Origin of the sequence: Bacillus sp. TH30, from assembly GCF_016650875.1 — a bacterium.
GTDB lineage: Bacteria > Bacillota > Bacilli > Bacillales > Bacillaceae_G > Bacillus_A > Bacillus_A mycoides.
On record NZ_JAEKEY010000002.1, the window covers coordinates 3996120 to 4011411 of the forward strand.

A 15292-nucleotide genomic window follows, 5' to 3' on the forward strand; every position below is an offset into this window, starting at 1 on the left:
TGGGGGAGATTGTCTATGGAACAATTAGTAAAAGAGCTTTTAGAAGCAAATGTTGGTCGCGTGTTAGTTAATGAACCGTTAGCGCGTTACACGACTATGAAAATAGGCGGACCAGCTGATATTTTAATTGTACCAAAGCATGTTGCTGGTATTGAGAAGACTCTAGAGTTAGTAAAGAAGTACAAGACAGGGTGGACTGCAATTGGTCGTGGTTCAAATCTTCTCGTATCTGATCAAGGTATAGAAGGTGTGGTTATTCGTTTAGGAGAAGGATTAGACCATTTAGAAGTCGAAAAACATAGAGTAAGAGTCGGTGCTGGATATCCCCTTATTAAATTGTCAACTTTACTTAGTCGACAGGGATTAGCGGGCCTGGAATTTGCAAGTGGTATTCCAGGAAGTGTTGGCGGTGCAGTGTATATGAATGCAGGCGCTCATAAGTCCGACATATCGAGTGTATTAACGAAAGCTCGTATTTTGTTTGACAATGGAACAATTAATTGGTTGACGAATACCGAAATGGGCTTTTCTTATCGCACATCTGTATTGCAAATGAAACGCCCTGGTATTGTTTTGGAAGCTGAATTCCAATTGGAGGTAGGCGAACGCGAGGGAATTGTAAGAAGCATGCAAAAGAATAAAGAGTATCGCCGTGAAACGCAGCCTTGGAATCACCCTTGTGCAGGAAGTATATTTCGAAATCCAGTCCCCTATTTTGCAGGAGATTTAATAGAAAAATCAGGGCTTCGTGGTTATACAATAGGTGGAGCTCAAATTTCTGAAATGCATGGGAATTTTATTGTTAATACTGGTGTGGCCTCAGCGCAAGATGTATTAGACTTAATCGCATTGGTAAAGCGTACAATTAAAGATAAATTTGGTGTTGATATGCATACAGAAGTAGAAATAATTGGAAGATAACGGTTGTTCGTTCCGCTCATTATCATTTATGTTATAATAAGAAGATAAGAACGGCATGAGGAACATGCCGTTCTTTATGTTACATAGGGGGATCGTACATGAAAAATAGTAAAGTGATTAAACTACAAGATCGTGTACCAAAATTAAAGAATCAAAATAAAAAAAATAAGAAACCTGTTAATCATCGGTTAATTTTATACATATCGATTTTATTTTTATTAGTACTCTTTTTAATTTATTTTCGGTCTCCGCTTAGTAATATAAAAAAGATAAGTGTCTTTGGAAATCATTATATGACAGATGAACAAGTTATGAAGGAATCAGGTGTGACATATGATACGAGTTATTTCCGAGTAACAGCACATAAAGCAGAAGAAAACTTAACGAAACGAAAAGAAATTAAAGAGGTAAATGTAAAAAAACGTTTCCCAAACAAAATTGATGTTCATATCGAAGAATATTTAACAATTGGCTATATAAACAAAGATGGGAAATTACAACCGTTATTAGAAAATGGGAAAACACTCGATGTACTTCCGAACGGAAAGCTTCCAGTTGCAGCACCAATTTTTGAACCATTTAAAGAGGAAAAAATGAAGGAATTAATTGCAGAACTAGAAAAATTAACGCCAACTATTTTAAGGTCTATTTCTGAAATTCGTTATACACCAACGAACGCAAATGAAGATCATCTTACTTTATATATGAATGAAGGATATGAAGTGAGCACCACTATTCAAAATTTCGCAAAGCGAATGGAAGCTTATCCACTTATTTTAAAAACAATTGAACCTGGTAAGAAGGTTTTAATTGACTTAGAAGTGGGTGCATATACGAAGGAACTAGGTGCTGAAGAAAAGAAAGAATAGAATGATAGTTTTTACTGCGTTATTACGTATGAAATGAAACAAACGTTCTTTTATATGGATGCTAATTTGCAAGAATGCTTAATTTGATGAAAAAAATGTAAATTTTCTTAGATTCATACTAGGATTGGTACAAGTTTCACTTTTCTACAAGTACATCTTAGTGTAGACTTATACTTGGCGGTAATCTTTACACTTGAAATATAATTATTTCAAGATAGAGCAGTTATTCACAGGTTACTGCGATATTCTTAAATGAATGTTAAATAAAAATAAGAAAAATATAGGGTTAAAAAAGGGAAACGTACAAAGACGTTGAATATTTTTCTTATAAATAGTAAAGTTGCGATTGTTGTTCCATATATTGAGTTGTATGGTATAAATAAAGAAGGAGGTGCCAAAGAATGAACAGCAATGAAATATATGTTAGTCTTGACATCGGTACATCCAATGTTAAAGTCATCATTGGTGAAATGGTTAATGATAGCTTAAACATTATTGGTGTTGGAAACGTAAAATCAAATGGTTTGAAAAAGGGATCGATAGTTGATATAGATGAAACTGTTCGATCAATTAAAAAAGCAATTGAACAAGCTGAGCGCATGGTGGGTATCCACATTGAGCAAGTTGTAGTAGGTGTCAATGCAAACCAGGTACAGTTGCTCCCGTGTCACGGAGTAGTCGCTGTTTCAAATGAAGATCGTGAAATCGGGAATGAAGATGTCTTACGCGTTCTAGATGCAGCGCAAGTTGTGTCAATTGCTCCTGAACGTGAATTTATTGATGTGGTACCTCGACAGTTCATTGTAGACGGTCTTGACGAGATTAACGATCCACGCGGGATGATCGGTGTAAGATTAGAAATGGAAGGTACACTTATTACAGGCTCGAGAACTTTACTACATAACCTACTTCGTTGTGTAGAAAAAGCAGGTCTTGAAATTGTTGATATTTGTCTGCAACCTTTAGCGGCAGCGACAGTTGCGTTATCTTCGGATGAAAGAAATAGAGGGGTAGCCCTTGTTGATATGGGTGGAGGATCTACAACCTTATCTATTTTTAAAGATGGAGAGTTGCAAGCAACGAGCGTATTGCCATTAGGTGGAGATCATATAACGAAGGATATAGCGATTGGGCTGAAAACTTCAACAGAAAATGCAGATCAAATTAAGCTGAAATATGGACATGCTTTTTATGATACAGCATCTGAAGAAGAGATGTTTACGGTTCCTATTATGGGAAGCGATCAAACAGAACAATATTCTCAGTTGGAATTATCGGATATAATAGAGGCTCGTGTAGAGGAAATTTTAATGTTTGTTCAAGATGAAGTGCATAAGTTAGGAGTAAAGCAAGCTGCTTCTGGATATGTACTAACTGGTGGGATAGCTTCTATGCCAGGTGTTCTTGATCTTGCATACGATATTTTACATGAAAATGTTCGTATAGCAACTCCTGATTATATTGGTGTTCGTGAGCCTCAATATACAAGTGGAGTTGGATTAATTAAACATTCTTATCAAAAAGCTAAATTACGTGGGAAAAATGTGCAGGAAAAGCAAGAACATTTTGAACCAGTACCAGCACCAATGCCGGTACAACAGCAACCTGCGAAACAAAAAACTCGTAATCAAAACAATACTAATCAAAATGATGACCGCATGATGTCAAAAGTAAAACGTGCATTCCGTTATTTATGGGATTAAAATTGGACACGAAAAATGAGGTTCTAGGGGGATTTCGACATGTTAGAGTTTGATACTACTCAAGATCAATTAGCGAATATAAAAGTTATCGGTGTCGGCGGTGGCGGAAACAATGCTGTAAACCGTATGATTGAACACGGTGTACAAGGTGTAGACTTTATCGCTGTGAATACTGATGCACAAGCATTAAATCTATCAAAAGCTGAAACGAAAATGCAAATTGGTGGAAAATTAACGCGTGGACTTGGTGCAGGCGCAAACCCTGAAGTAGGGAAAAAAGCTGCAGAAGAAAGTAAAGAACAGATTCAAGAAGCGCTTCGTGGCGCGGATATGGTCTTCGTAACTGCTGGTATGGGCGGCGGAACTGGAACTGGTGCAGCTCCAGTTGTTGCTCAAGTTGCAAAAGAACTAGGCGCGTTAACAGTTGGTGTTGTAACACGTCCATTTACATTTGAAGGGCGTAAGCGTGCAACTCAAGCTGCATCTGGTATTGCGTCATTTAAAGAAAATGTAGATACACTTATCGTAATTCCAAATGATCGCTTATTAGAGATTGTTGATAAAAATACGCCAATGTTAGAAGCGTTCCGTGAAGCAGATAACGTATTACGTCAAGGTGTTCAAGGTATTTCTGATTTAATTGCTACACCAGGTCTAATTAACTTAGACTTTGCAGACGTAAAAACAATTATGTCTAATAGAGGTTCTGCTTTAATGGGTATCGGTTCTGGTAATGGTGAAAATCGTGCTGCTGAAGCTGCGAAAAAAGCGATTTCTAGTCCATTACTAGAAACATCTATTGATGGAGCTCAAGGTGTTATTATGAACATTACGGGCGGCGCAAACTTAAGTTTATATGAAGTACAAGAAGCAGCAGACATTGTAGCTTCAGCTTCGGATCCAGAAGTAAATATGATCTTCGGTTCTGTTATTAATGAAGGATTAAAAGATGATATCGTTGTCACTGTAATTGCAACTGGTTTTGATGATAGTGCTTCGACACAACCACCAAAACCAATTATCCGTCCGACTGCGAATCACACGCAACAGCAACAACAACCAGTAGCTCAACCTTCAAAACAACGTGAAGTTAAGCGTGAAATGAAACGTGAAGAGCCGGTTGTGCATGATCGTCATACTGATTCAGATGACATCGATATTCCAGCATTCTTACGTAACCGTCGTAGAAGATAAAAGAAAAGGAGCTTTCATGCTCCTTTTTTTTGTTGTCTAAATGGAAAAGATCTGCTAAGCAGATCTTTTTTTATTATTTTGCATATGGAGAGCCCAGTCCTATTTTTAAACCATAAGCTGTGATAAATAAATTGAAACTTTAATTAGTCGGGGGTGTTCATCCAAAAATGATTGTTAGCCCGACGCCCACTTAACTTCTGTACTTTTTTATAGCTGAATTTTGAGGCAGGGTCTTACTGCCCGCAAATAGCAAGATAAACTTTGTATATATATAATTCAATTATTATGTATACAAGTAAAAAATTTATATTATTCTATGAAAAATACACTTTTATTTTTTACCGACAGATTATGTCTAGAAATCACAAAATAACAAAAAAATCCCTCCACCAATTGACACACTTTCCTATTGGATATGCATTATACTAGTCTCAACTTAAAAAAAGAGGTGAATTGTTTGGTTGTTTACGCCGACATCGTTTGGTTGTTAAACGCCTGCATTGATTTTCTTTTACTTTTATTAACAGCCACCGTGTTAAAAAAGAGAATCAAAAGATGGAGGCTTGTGTTAGGGGCATTTATAGGTTCAACTATTGTTATTTTCGCCTTTACGCCTTTTGCTTCTATGATGACACATCCAATTATGAAACTATTGTACTCGTTACTTATTGTGTATACAGCATTTGGGTTTTCGACATTTAGAAATTATACACAAACTGTTTTTACTTTCTATTTTGTAACCTTTATGGTTGGTGGAGGATTAATTGGAACGCATTACTTTTTGCAAACGAACGAAATGGTAAATGGATTAGTTCAATCTAAATCAGTTTCTTACGGTGATCCAATTAGTTGGGTATTTGTTATTTTTGGTTTTCCAGTAATTTATTATTTTTCTAAAAAGCGTATAGAAAGCGTAGAGGTCACAAAGATACACTATGATCAAATCGTGAAAGTGGAAATTCAATTAGCTGGAGAGGAACTAGAATTAGCAGGTCTAATTGATAGTGGGAACCAACTTTATGACCCGTTAACGAAAACACCCGTTATGATTATGCATATTTCATCATTAGAACATTGTTTGCCAGCTTGGTTAACAGAACAAATTTATTCCAAAACAGAAATTCCTCAAATACCAGAAAATGATTCTGGATGGGCGACGAAACTACGTTTAATTCCTTTCCGAGCAGTAGGAGTAGAGAATCAATTTTTATGGGCAATTAAGCCAGATTGTGTGCGAGTTTATCATGAAGGTAGTTCGGTTGTTGTAAACAAAGTATTGATTGGATTAAATACACAACAATTATCTACTAATGGAGAGTATCAATGCATTGTACATCCGAAAATGTTGATTTCGCAAAAGATGGTAATTGCTTAATTATGAGAGGCGGGATAATATGGTGAAATTTAAATTTTATTTGGTATACCTTTGGTATAAAGTATTGCTGAAATTAGGAATTAAGACCGATGAAATTTATTATATTGGTGGAAGTGAAGCGTTGCCACCGCCGTTAACGAAAGAAGAAGAGGCAGTTCTTTTGAATAAATTACCAAATGGAGATCAAGCTGCGAGGTCGATGCTTATTGAACGTAACCTAAGGCTTGTTGTATATATAGCAAGAAAATTTGAAAATACAGGGATCAATATTGAGGATTTGATTAGTATAGGAACAATTGGTCTTATTAAGGCAGTGAATACATTTAATCCAGAAAAGAAAATTAAATTAGCAACATATGCATCTCGTTGTATAGAAAATGAAATTTTAATGCATTTGCGTCGAAATAATAAAAATCGTTCGGAAGTTTCTTTTGATGAACCGCTTAACATTGATTGGGACGGAAATGAACTGTTACTATCAGATGTTTTAGGTACAGATGATGACATTATTACAAAAGATTTAGAAGCTACTGTAGATCGTCATCTTTTAATGAAAGCATTGCATCAATTAAATGACCGTGAAAAACAAATTATGGAGCTTCGGTTTGGACTCGCTGGTGGCGAAGAGAAGACACAAAAAGATGTGGCTGATATGCTTGGAATTTCACAGTCTTATATTTCTCGTTTGGAAAAAAGAATTATAAAAAGATTACGAAAAGAATTTAATAAAATGGTGTGAAGAATAAGACCAGTCGGTATCTAGACTGGTCTTATTCTTTTTTTGTGCATTAGGAAATATGATATTTGTGAAAAATGATGGAAAAACCGTATGCATAAAATCCCCTTCAAAGGAAATACTTTACACTGTACAGCAACTCCCGATAGGAGGGAACACTTTGACGAGAAACAAAGTAGAAATTTGCGGTGTTGATACAGCTAAACTTCCAGTACTAAAAAATGAAGAGATGCGTAAATTATTTCGTGAAATGCAAAGTGGAGAGATAAGCGCCAGAGAGAAATTAGTGAATGGAAACTTACGTCTTGTACTGAGCGTCATCCAAAGATTTAATAACAGAGGAGAATATGTTGATGATTTATTTCAAGTTGGTTGCATTGGACTTATGAAATCCATTGATAACTTTGATTTAGGCCAAAATGTAAAGTTTTCAACGTATGCTGTGCCGATGATTATTGGAGAAATACGCAGATATTTGCGTGATAACAATCCAATTCGTGTATCTCGCTCATTACGAGATATTGCGTATAAAGCGTTGCAAGTAAGAGAAAAATTGATTGCTGAAAATTCAAAAGAACCAACAGCAATGGATATTGCGAAAGTTCTTGAAGTGACACATGAAGAGATTGTTTTTGCACTAGATGCGATTCAAGATCCGGTTTCATTATTTGAACCGATTTATAACGATGGAGGAGATCCTATCTTTGTTATGGATCAATTAAAGGATGAAAAACAAAAGGACGAGCAGTGGGTTGAAGAACTGGCGTTGAAAGAAGGAATGAAGCGTTTAAATGATCGTGAAAAAATGATTATTCGAAAACGTTTCTTTCAAGGAAAGACACAGATGGAAGTTGCCGAAGAAATTGGGATTTCTCAAGCGCAAGTATCACGTTTGGAGAAGTCTGCTATTAAGCAAATGAATAAGACGATTCAAGGATAAGGTCCTCACCAGTTATGGTGAGGTCTTTTTTATATATAATATTTTGCGCTCATAGTAGATTGGGTAGGTTCATATAATGAAAATAAAATGGATGTTCTATTAGTAGCGGTTATATACTGTTTATTCGCTTCGAAATTAGGCTGAAGTAAAAAGTTAGATGGAAGCGGGACTGCCCGTAAAAGTCCGATTGGCATGGGTTAATAATCAGTAGGGATGGGGATAATCCCACTGATTAAGGTTTCACTTTATTTGAGAGCGTACTTACGATTCATGATATAAGGGAGAGGATGAATATGATACGGATTTCGGAGTTTCAAATGAAGGATGTTGTAAATGTTTCAGATGGAAAGAGGCTTGGGAATATTGGAGATATTGATATTGATATAGACACAGGAAAGATTAGGGCGGTTATTATTTCTAAGCAGGCACGAATGCTTGGACTCTTTGGGAAGGAAGTAGAATTTGTGATTCCTTGGGAGCAAATTATGAAAATTGGAGAAGATGTCATACTTGTAAAAGTAGATCATGTTAATTCTGTAACAGAATCAATACAAACACCGACAATTTCATAAAGAATATTACAAATTCCTCTTTTTTTTCTGTTGTCATTATGAAAAAATAAAAGTATGGTAAAATAGACAGGAAGTACCATACTTTTTTCTGTTATTTTAATTAAAAGGAGCCGCTTTATGAGAGAACCATTTAAATATGTGGACGGTATACTGTATATACAAGGGTGGAAAGAACTTGGAAACATTACTGCTGGATTTACGACAAAAGATGGTGGAGTAAGTACAGGCTCCTTTCATGCGATGAATTTAGGATTACATGTGAATGATATCGTGGAGAATGTTCATGAAAACAGACGCATTTTAGCGAATAAGTTACAAAAACCATTAGAAAAATGGATTTGCTCTGAACAAGTTCATGACCATCATGTTGAGAAAGTAGGACTGCAAGAAAAAGGGAAAGGCGTTTATTCATATGAAGATGGTATTCCAAAAACGGATGGCATTTATACGACTAACAAAGATGTTCTCTTAACATCTTGTTACGCTGACTGTGTTCCGCTCTATTTTTATGCACCATCACATGATATGATAGGACTTGCGCATGCTGGGTGGAAAGGGACTGTAACAGAGATTGCGAAAGAAATGATTCAAAAGTGGAATGCAGAAGGTGTTTCAAGTGATGAAATTCATGTCGCAATTGGTCCTGCAATCGGATCATGTTGTTATGTTGTTGATGATCGTGTATTAACAGCAGCACAGCAAGTAGTAAACGGATCTGTTCCTCATAAAGTAATTTCTGATGGTCAGTATGCAATTAATTTAAAAGAAGTTAATCGTATATTATGTGTACAAGCAGGCATAAAAGAAGAACATATTGTAATGTCATCTCTTTGTACAAGCTGTGAAGAACAATTATTTTTCTCTCATCGTCGTGATCAAGGTAAGACGGGGAGAATGTTGAGTTTCATAGGTTTTAAGGAGGAGTGAAGCAAGTGACAGTGCAAGGGAATTTAGTCGATGTAAACGAAGCAATTAAAGAATCTTGCGTACGAGCTGGACGTTCGATGAAAGATATTAAGCTCGTTGCAGTTACAAAAACTGTAGGGATTGAAAAAACAAGCGAAGTAATTGAAACAGGAATTATTGATTTAGGTGAAAATAGAAATGAAGGTTTCTTACAAAAATACGAGCATTTCGGTTCAAAAGTGAATTGGCATTTTATTGGATCATTGCAAACGAGAAAAGTAAAAGAAATCATTAATGAGATTGATTATTTACATTCATTAGATCGTCTTTCGCTTGCAAAAGAAATTCAAAAACGTGCTGATAAGAAAGTTAAATGCTTTATTCAAGTGAAAACATCATCTGAAGAATCAAAGCAAGGATTGGCGATAGAAGAAACAATTTCTTTTATTCAAAGTTTGCAAGAATTGGATAAGATTGAAGTGGTAGGATTAATGACAATGGCTCCGTTTACAGGAGAAGAGGAAGAGATTCGTCGCTGCTTTAAGGAATTGCGCATGCTACAGACAGAGGTGCAGGAGCTAGAATTATTACATGCACCATGTAAAGAATTATCAATGGGAATGTCAAATGATTACACGATTGCAATTGAGGAAGGCGCTACATATATTCGTTTGGGAACGGTTTTAGTAGGAAAAGCGTAGGAGGAAGGAGAAAGTTATTATGAGTTGGTCAAAAGTAAAATACTTCTTTTTTGACACACCGGAAGAAAAAGAAGCAGCTCAATATAGTTATGAAAAGGAGCAAACAGACATGAAAAAGCAACAAGATCCCCCAGAACAACAAGATGTTCCGTTTGCGAAAGTGCAACCGAAGCAAAATGTAGTGAGTATTGAAACAGCGAAGCAATCTTCAAAAGTTGTTTTACTAGAACCACGTACATATTCGGAAGCGCAAGGCATTTCGGATCACTTAAAAGGTAGACGAGCTGTTGTAATTAATTTGCAAAGAATGTCTACAGATCAAGCTGTACGTATCGTTGACTTTTTAAGTGGTACTGTATACGCTATAGGCGGGGATATTCAAAAAATAGGCCCGAAAACATTTATGTGTACACCTGAAAATGTTGATATCGTTGGTGCGATTTCAGAGTTATTCGGTGAAGAAGAAGAGACAAATATAAAGAGGTGGTAATACGCCATGACAACAGTTTTAACAGTGTTACTTACTGCTATCGAGATTTACTCGTGGGCACTAATTATTTACATTCTCCTATCATGGTTTCCTGGCGCAAAGGAATCGGCTTTTGGAGATTTTCTTGCGCGTATTTGCGAACCGTATTTAGAGCCGTTTAGGAGGTTTATTCCACCATTTGGTATGATTGATATTTCTCCACTTGTTGCTATTGTTGCCTTGAAACTTGCTAGAGGTGGTTTAGTGAGTTTATTCAACTATTTTTTATAGTGTGAGGTTAAATACATGAGCATCTATGAGCATTTTAGACCTGATGAAGAGGTCTTTGTGGATAAAGTATTAGAGTGGAAACAGGCTGCTGAGTATCATCAAGTCAAGTTAACAGATTTTCTTGATCCAAGACAGCAACAAATTGTTTCTATGGTAATAGGGCAAGGAGATGTAGCTGTACGGTTTGGTGGTGCGATGCCTGAAGCCGAACGGAAAAGAGCACTAATTTATCCAGATTATCTAGAATTAAATGAAGAGGAATTTCAAGTAGAAGTATTAGAAATTGACTATCCTTCCAAGTTTTTTACGCTAGAACATAGGCAAATATTAGGTGCATTCATGTCGCTTGGTTTAACAAGGGAAAAATGTGGTGATATTTTGCTTCAAGAAGATCGTGCCCAAATTGCAGTTGCCAAAGAAGTTGTATCGTATATTGAAATGAACTTACAATCAATAGGGAAAATGAAAGTCACACTCTCTCCTATACAAGTAGAGAAAATTTTGCGTGTAGGTGAAAAATGGGGAGAAAAATCTGGGACTGTTTCGTCACTTCGTCTAGATGTTTTATTAGCTGAAATGCTACATATATCTAGGCAGAAGGTACAGCCTCTTATAAAAGGTGGCTTAGTAAAAGTCAATTGGAAAACAGTAGAGCAAACTTCGTATGAATGTTTTCCGGGGGATGTTTTCTCGGTTAGAGGGTATGGACGAAGTAAATTATTTTCTGTAGAAGGTAAAACGAAGCGCGACAAATGGAGAGTTTTGTATGGTATACTAAAATGATTGGTTTTTTAGAAGGAAATTCTCTTATTTTGTCGAAGAAAAGATATAATTGAAAGAGGAAATTTAGATAACTACTTGGAGGTGGCGTTGTGCCGTTAACACCATTAGATATTCATAACAAAGAATTTGGTCGCGGGTTTCGTGGCTACGATGAAGATCAAGTAAATGAGTTTCTTGATCAAATCATCAAAGATTATGAATTAGTCATTCGTGAGAAAAAAGCTTTAGAAGAAAAGGTTGCACAATTAGAAGGAAAGTTAGATCATTTTTCTAATATTGAAGATACGCTGAACAAATCTATCATTGTCGCACAAGAAGCTGCTGAAGAAGTGAAGCGTAATGCACAAAAAGAAGCAAAATTAATTGTACGTGAAGCAGAAAAAAATGCAGATCGTATCATTAATGAAGCGTTAGTGAAATCAAGAAAAGTTGCTTTTGATATTGAAGAGTTGAAGAAACAAGCGAAAGTATTCCGAACTCGTTTCCGTATGTTATTAGAAACACAACTTGAAATGTTAAACAACGATGATTGGGATAAACTAATTGAATTAGAAGACGAAGTGGACGAACTGTTGAAAAAAGAAGAAACAGTGTAAGCTTGACGTTTTTCTCATTATTACATATAATTTTAAACAGCATATTTATTAAGAAAAACGAAGATAGGGATAAGTACCTTTTTCATACCTTATATAGCGAACTGAGGATGGTGTAAGCTCAGGATAAGGAGATAATGGGAATATCACCCTGGAGTTCCGCGCTGAACAAATTTAGTAAGCGTAGGCGTATATTCGCGTTAAGAATATAAAGAGGACCTTATGCATTTGTATATGGTCTACTAGGGTGGTACCGCGGGAGACTTTCTCGTCCCTTTTTGGGGATGAGAGGTCTCTTTTTTATTCCCTTTTTTAAGGTCTGTCGTTTATATATTTAAGGAGGAATTGAGCATGGAGTACAAAAATACATTACTAATGCCAAAAACAGAATTCCCGATGCGTGGGAATTTACCGAAACGTGAGCCTGCAATGCAAGAAAAATGGGCTGAAATGAATATTTATGAAAAGGTACAAGAACATACGAAAGGCCGTCCTTTATTTGTACTACATGATGGACCTCCATATGCAAATGGTGACATCCATATGGGACACGCACTAAATAAAGTGTTAAAAGACTTTATTGTTCGTTTTAAATCAATGACTGGATACTGTGCACCATATGTACCAGGTTGGGATACACACGGTTTACCAATTGAGCAAGCTTTAACAAATAAAGGTGTAAAGCGTAAAGAAATGACAGTTGCTGAGTTCCGTAAGTTATGTGCAGAGTATGCATATGAGCAAGTAGAACGTCAACGTGAACAATTTAAGCGTTTGGGTGTACGTGCAGATTGGGATAATCCATATATTACTTTAGAGCCAGCTTATGAAGCACAACAAATTAAAGTGTTTGGTGACATGGCGAAAAAAGGTTATATCTATAAAGGACAAAAACCAGTTTACTGGTCTCCAACAAGTGAATCAGCTTTAGCAGAAGCTGAAATTGAATATCAAGATAAAAAATCAGCATCTATTTACGTAGCATTCCCTGTAAAAGATGGAAAGAACGTATTAGAAGGTGATGAGAAATACATTATTTGGACAACAACACCTTGGACATTACCTGCTAACCTAGGTATTTCTGTTCATCCAGAACTTGAATATGCTATTGTGAAAGTAAATGATGAGAAATATATTATTGCTTCTGAACTATTTGAGACAGTTGCAAAAACGTTAGAGTGGGAAAATGCTGAAGTTGTGAAAACGGTAAAAGGTAGCGAACTTGAGTATACAGTTGCAAAACATCCATTCTACGATCGTGACTCATTAGTTATGCTAGGAGAGCACGTAACAACAGATGCAGGTACAGGTTGTGTTCATACAGCACCAGGACACGGGGAAGATGACTTCGTTGTTGGTAAAAAGTATGGATTAGAAGTACTTTGCCCAGTTGATGATAAAGGTGTATTAACAAATGAGGCACCTGGATTTGAAGGCTTATTCTATGATAAAGCTAACAAGCCAATTACAGAAAAATTAGAAGAAGTAGGCGCGTTACTGAAACTAACATTCATTACGCATTCATACCCACATGATTGGAGAACGAAAAAACCAATTATTTTCCGTGCGACAGCGCAGTGGTTTGCATCTATTGAAGCGTTCCGTAAAGAATTATTAGAAGCTGTTGCGGAAACAAAATGGGTACCAGCATGGGGAGAAACTCGTCTTCATAATATGGTTCGTGACCGTGGTGACTGGTGTATTTCTCGTCAGCGTGCATGGGGTGTGCCAATTCCTGTATTCTATGCAGAAAATGGTGATCCAATTATTACAGATGAAACAATTAATCATGTAGCAGATTTATTCCGTGAGCACGGTTCTAACGTATGGTTCGAGCGTGAAGCGAAAGATTTATTACCAGAAGGATTTACACATACAGGTAGCCCAAATGGTGAATTCCGTAAAGAAACAGACATCATGGATGTATGGTTCGATTCAGGTTCTTCTCACCAAGCGGTATTAGAAGAGCGCGAAGACTTACAACGTCCAGCTGATTTATATTTAGAAGGATCTGACCAGTATCGTGGTTGGTTTAACTCTTCATTATCAACAGCAGTTGCTGTAACTGGTAAAGCTCCATATAAAGGCGTACTAAGCCATGGTTTCGTATTAGATGGTGAAGGACGTAAAATGAGTAAGTCGATTGGAAACATCGTCGTACCGAAGAAAATTATGGATCAATTAGGCGGAGACATTTTACGCTTATGGGTATCTTCTGTTGACTATCAATCTGATGTACGTATTTCAGATGATATTTTAAAACAAGTAGCAGAAGTGTATCGTAAAATCCGTAACACATTCCGTTTCTTATTAGGAAACTTAGATAATTTTAATCCAAGTGAAAATACAGTAGCGGTAGCTGAACTTCGTGAAGTAGATCGTTACATGTTAGTGAAGTTAAATGACTTAATTACAAAAGTAAAAGATGCATATGAAACATATGACTTTGCTGCTGTATATCATGCAATTCACAACTTCTGTACAATTGATCTAAGTTCATTCTACTTAGACTTTGCAAAAGACATTTTATACATTGAAGGTGCAGATCACGCGGATCGCCGTGCAATTCAAACTGTATTATATGATGTTCTTGTTGCATTAACGAAACTTGTAACGCCAATCTTACCTCATACAGCTGATGAAGTATGGCCATATGTTCCTGGTGCAGAAGAAGAAAGCGTACAGTTAACTAATATGCCAGAAGCTACAGAAGTAGAGGGTTCAGAAGCGTTAAGAGCAAAATGGGATGCATTTATGACATTACGTGATGACGTTTTAAAAGCGTTAGAAGTAGCTCGTAATGAGAAAGTAATTGGTAAGTCATTAAATGCGAGCATTACGCTATATCCGACTGCAGAAATGAAGGCTATGTTAGAGTCTATTAGCGAAGACTTAAAGCAATTATTCATCGTCTCTGAGTATAAACTTGGTGGTACAATTGAAGAAGCGCCAACAGAAGCACCAAAGTATGAGCATACAGCTGTAGTTGTAGCACAGGCGACAGGTGAGACGTGTGAACGTTGTTGGGTTGTTTCAGAAACAATTGGTAAAGATGCAGAACATGAAACTTTATGTGAGCGTTGTGCAACGGTTGTTAAAGAAAATTATGTAAAATAATGAAAAAAAGCTGACTGCTCATAATAGCAGTCAGTTTTTTGTTGATGATATATCGAAATAACTTTCACTCTCTTTCCTATGAAGGAAAAATGTGTGTGAGGTAAGCGTGGAAATTTCGGACA

The 15292-nt window shown here is 36.4% G+C and carries 15 protein-coding genes and 1 other annotated feature; all 15 genes read left to right on the top strand.

The window, feature by feature from the left end; all coding sequences use genetic code 11:
- The first annotated feature begins 15 nt into the window (after positions 1 to 15).
- Positions 16 to 921 carry a UDP-N-acetylmuramate dehydrogenase gene (gene murB, locus JFU20_RS22915; protein ID WP_002014734.1) on the top strand — a complete coding sequence of 302 codons (906 nt, stop codon included), beginning with the start codon at positions 16 to 18 and terminating at the stop codon, positions 919 to 921.
- 98 nt (positions 922 to 1019) lie between these two features.
- Positions 1020 to 1790, top strand: coding sequence for a cell division protein DivIB (gene divIB / locus JFU20_RS22920; RefSeq protein WP_002014733.1), 771 nt, complete (start codon positions 1020 to 1022; stop codon positions 1788 to 1790).
- A gap of 401 nt (positions 1791 to 2191) precedes the next feature.
- Entirely contained in the window at positions 2192 to 3493 is a 1302-nt protein-coding gene (ftsA, locus tag JFU20_RS22925) for a cell division protein FtsA (protein WP_002014731.1), read from the top strand.
- Positions 3494 to 3532: 39 nt separating this feature from the next.
- A complete protein-coding gene (gene ftsZ, locus JFU20_RS22930) occupies positions 3533 to 4687 on the top strand; it encodes a cell division protein FtsZ (RefSeq protein WP_002014730.1) in 1155 nt (384 codons plus the stop codon).
- A 457-nt stretch (positions 4688 to 5144) separates the two neighbouring features.
- Complete coding sequence (gene spoIIGA, locus JFU20_RS22935) at positions 5145 to 6062, top strand: sigma-E processing peptidase SpoIIGA (RefSeq protein WP_002165147.1); 918 nt, start codon at positions 5145 to 5147, stop codon at positions 6060 to 6062.
- A 19-nt stretch (positions 6063 to 6081) separates the two neighbouring features.
- Positions 6082 to 6801, top strand: coding sequence for an RNA polymerase sporulation sigma factor SigE (gene sigE, locus JFU20_RS22940; RefSeq protein ID WP_002128857.1), 720 nt, complete (start codon positions 6082 to 6084; stop codon positions 6799 to 6801).
- A 157-nt stretch (positions 6802 to 6958) separates the two neighbouring features.
- Complete coding sequence (gene sigG, locus JFU20_RS22945; protein WP_002014725.1) at positions 6959 to 7738, top strand: RNA polymerase sporulation sigma factor SigG; 780 nt, start codon at positions 6959 to 6961, stop codon at positions 7736 to 7738.
- Between the two features lie 293 nt (positions 7739 to 8031).
- Entirely contained in the window at positions 8032 to 8310 is a 279-nt protein-coding gene (locus JFU20_RS22950; RefSeq protein WP_012261605.1) for a YlmC/YmxH family sporulation protein, read from the top strand.
- 117 nt (positions 8311 to 8427) lie between these two features.
- Positions 8428 to 9237 carry a peptidoglycan editing factor PgeF gene (pgeF, locus tag JFU20_RS22955; protein ID WP_002014723.1) on the top strand — a complete coding sequence of 270 codons (810 nt, stop codon included), beginning with the start codon at positions 8428 to 8430 and terminating at the stop codon, positions 9235 to 9237.
- A gap of 5 nt (positions 9238 to 9242) precedes the next feature.
- Positions 9243 to 9917, top strand: coding sequence for a YggS family pyridoxal phosphate-dependent enzyme (locus JFU20_RS22960; RefSeq protein WP_002165149.1), 675 nt, complete (start codon positions 9243 to 9245; stop codon positions 9915 to 9917).
- A 19-nt stretch (positions 9918 to 9936) separates the two neighbouring features.
- The gene (locus JFU20_RS22965) at positions 9937 to 10407 is read left to right on the top strand and encodes a cell division protein SepF (RefSeq protein ID WP_002014721.1); all 471 of its coding nucleotides are present in this window, start codon (positions 9937 to 9939) and stop codon (positions 10405 to 10407) included.
- Positions 10408 to 10413: 6 nt separating this feature from the next.
- A complete protein-coding gene (locus JFU20_RS22970) occupies positions 10414 to 10677 on the top strand; it encodes a YggT family protein (RefSeq protein ID WP_002014720.1) in 264 nt (87 codons plus the stop codon).
- A gap of 15 nt (positions 10678 to 10692) precedes the next feature.
- Positions 10693 to 11460, top strand: coding sequence for a YlmH family RNA-binding protein (locus JFU20_RS22975; RefSeq protein WP_002165150.1), 768 nt, complete (start codon positions 10693 to 10695; stop codon positions 11458 to 11460).
- An 89-nt stretch (positions 11461 to 11549) separates the two neighbouring features.
- On the top strand, positions 11550 to 12056 hold the full coding sequence (gene divIVA, locus JFU20_RS22980) for a septum site-determining protein DivIVA (RefSeq protein ID WP_001131609.1): 507 nt from the start codon (positions 11550 to 11552) through the stop codon (positions 12054 to 12056).
- Between the two features lie 51 nt (positions 12057 to 12107).
- Positions 12108 to 12332 (top strand) — a binding site (T-box leader).
- A 72-nt stretch (positions 12333 to 12404) separates the two neighbouring features.
- A complete protein-coding gene (gene ileS2 / locus JFU20_RS22985) occupies positions 12405 to 15170 on the top strand; it encodes an isoleucine--tRNA ligase (protein WP_002014716.1) in 2766 nt (921 codons plus the stop codon).
- The last annotated feature ends 122 nt before the right edge of the window (positions 15171 to 15292 follow it).

Coding starts and splice junctions, on each gene's coding strand:
- divIB (WP_002014733.1), top strand. CDS start 1,020: ATGAAAAATAGTAAAGTGATTAAACTACAAGATCGTGTACCAAAATTA.
- ftsA (WP_002014731.1), top strand. CDS start 2,192: ATGAACAGCAATGAAATATATGTTAGTCTTGACATCGGTACATCCAAT.
- JFU20_RS22970 (WP_002014720.1), top strand. CDS start 10,414: ATGACAACAGTTTTAACAGTGTTACTTACTGCTATCGAGATTTACTCG.
- JFU20_RS22975 (WP_002165150.1), top strand. CDS start 10,693: ATGAGCATCTATGAGCATTTTAGACCTGATGAAGAGGTCTTTGTGGAT.
- ftsZ (WP_002014730.1), top strand. CDS start 3,533: ATGTTAGAGTTTGATACTACTCAAGATCAATTAGCGAATATAAAAGTT.
- sigE (WP_002128857.1), top strand. CDS start 6,082: ATGGTGAAATTTAAATTTTATTTGGTATACCTTTGGTATAAAGTATTG.
- murB (WP_002014734.1), top strand. CDS start 16: ATGGAACAATTAGTAAAAGAGCTTTTAGAAGCAAATGTTGGTCGCGTG.
- JFU20_RS22950 (WP_012261605.1), top strand. CDS start 8,032: ATGATACGGATTTCGGAGTTTCAAATGAAGGATGTTGTAAATGTTTCA.
- JFU20_RS22965 (WP_002014721.1), top strand. CDS start 9,937: ATGAGTTGGTCAAAAGTAAAATACTTCTTTTTTGACACACCGGAAGAA.
- ileS2 (WP_002014716.1), top strand. CDS start 12,405: ATGGAGTACAAAAATACATTACTAATGCCAAAAACAGAATTCCCGATG.
- pgeF (WP_002014723.1), top strand. CDS start 8,428: ATGAGAGAACCATTTAAATATGTGGACGGTATACTGTATATACAAGGG.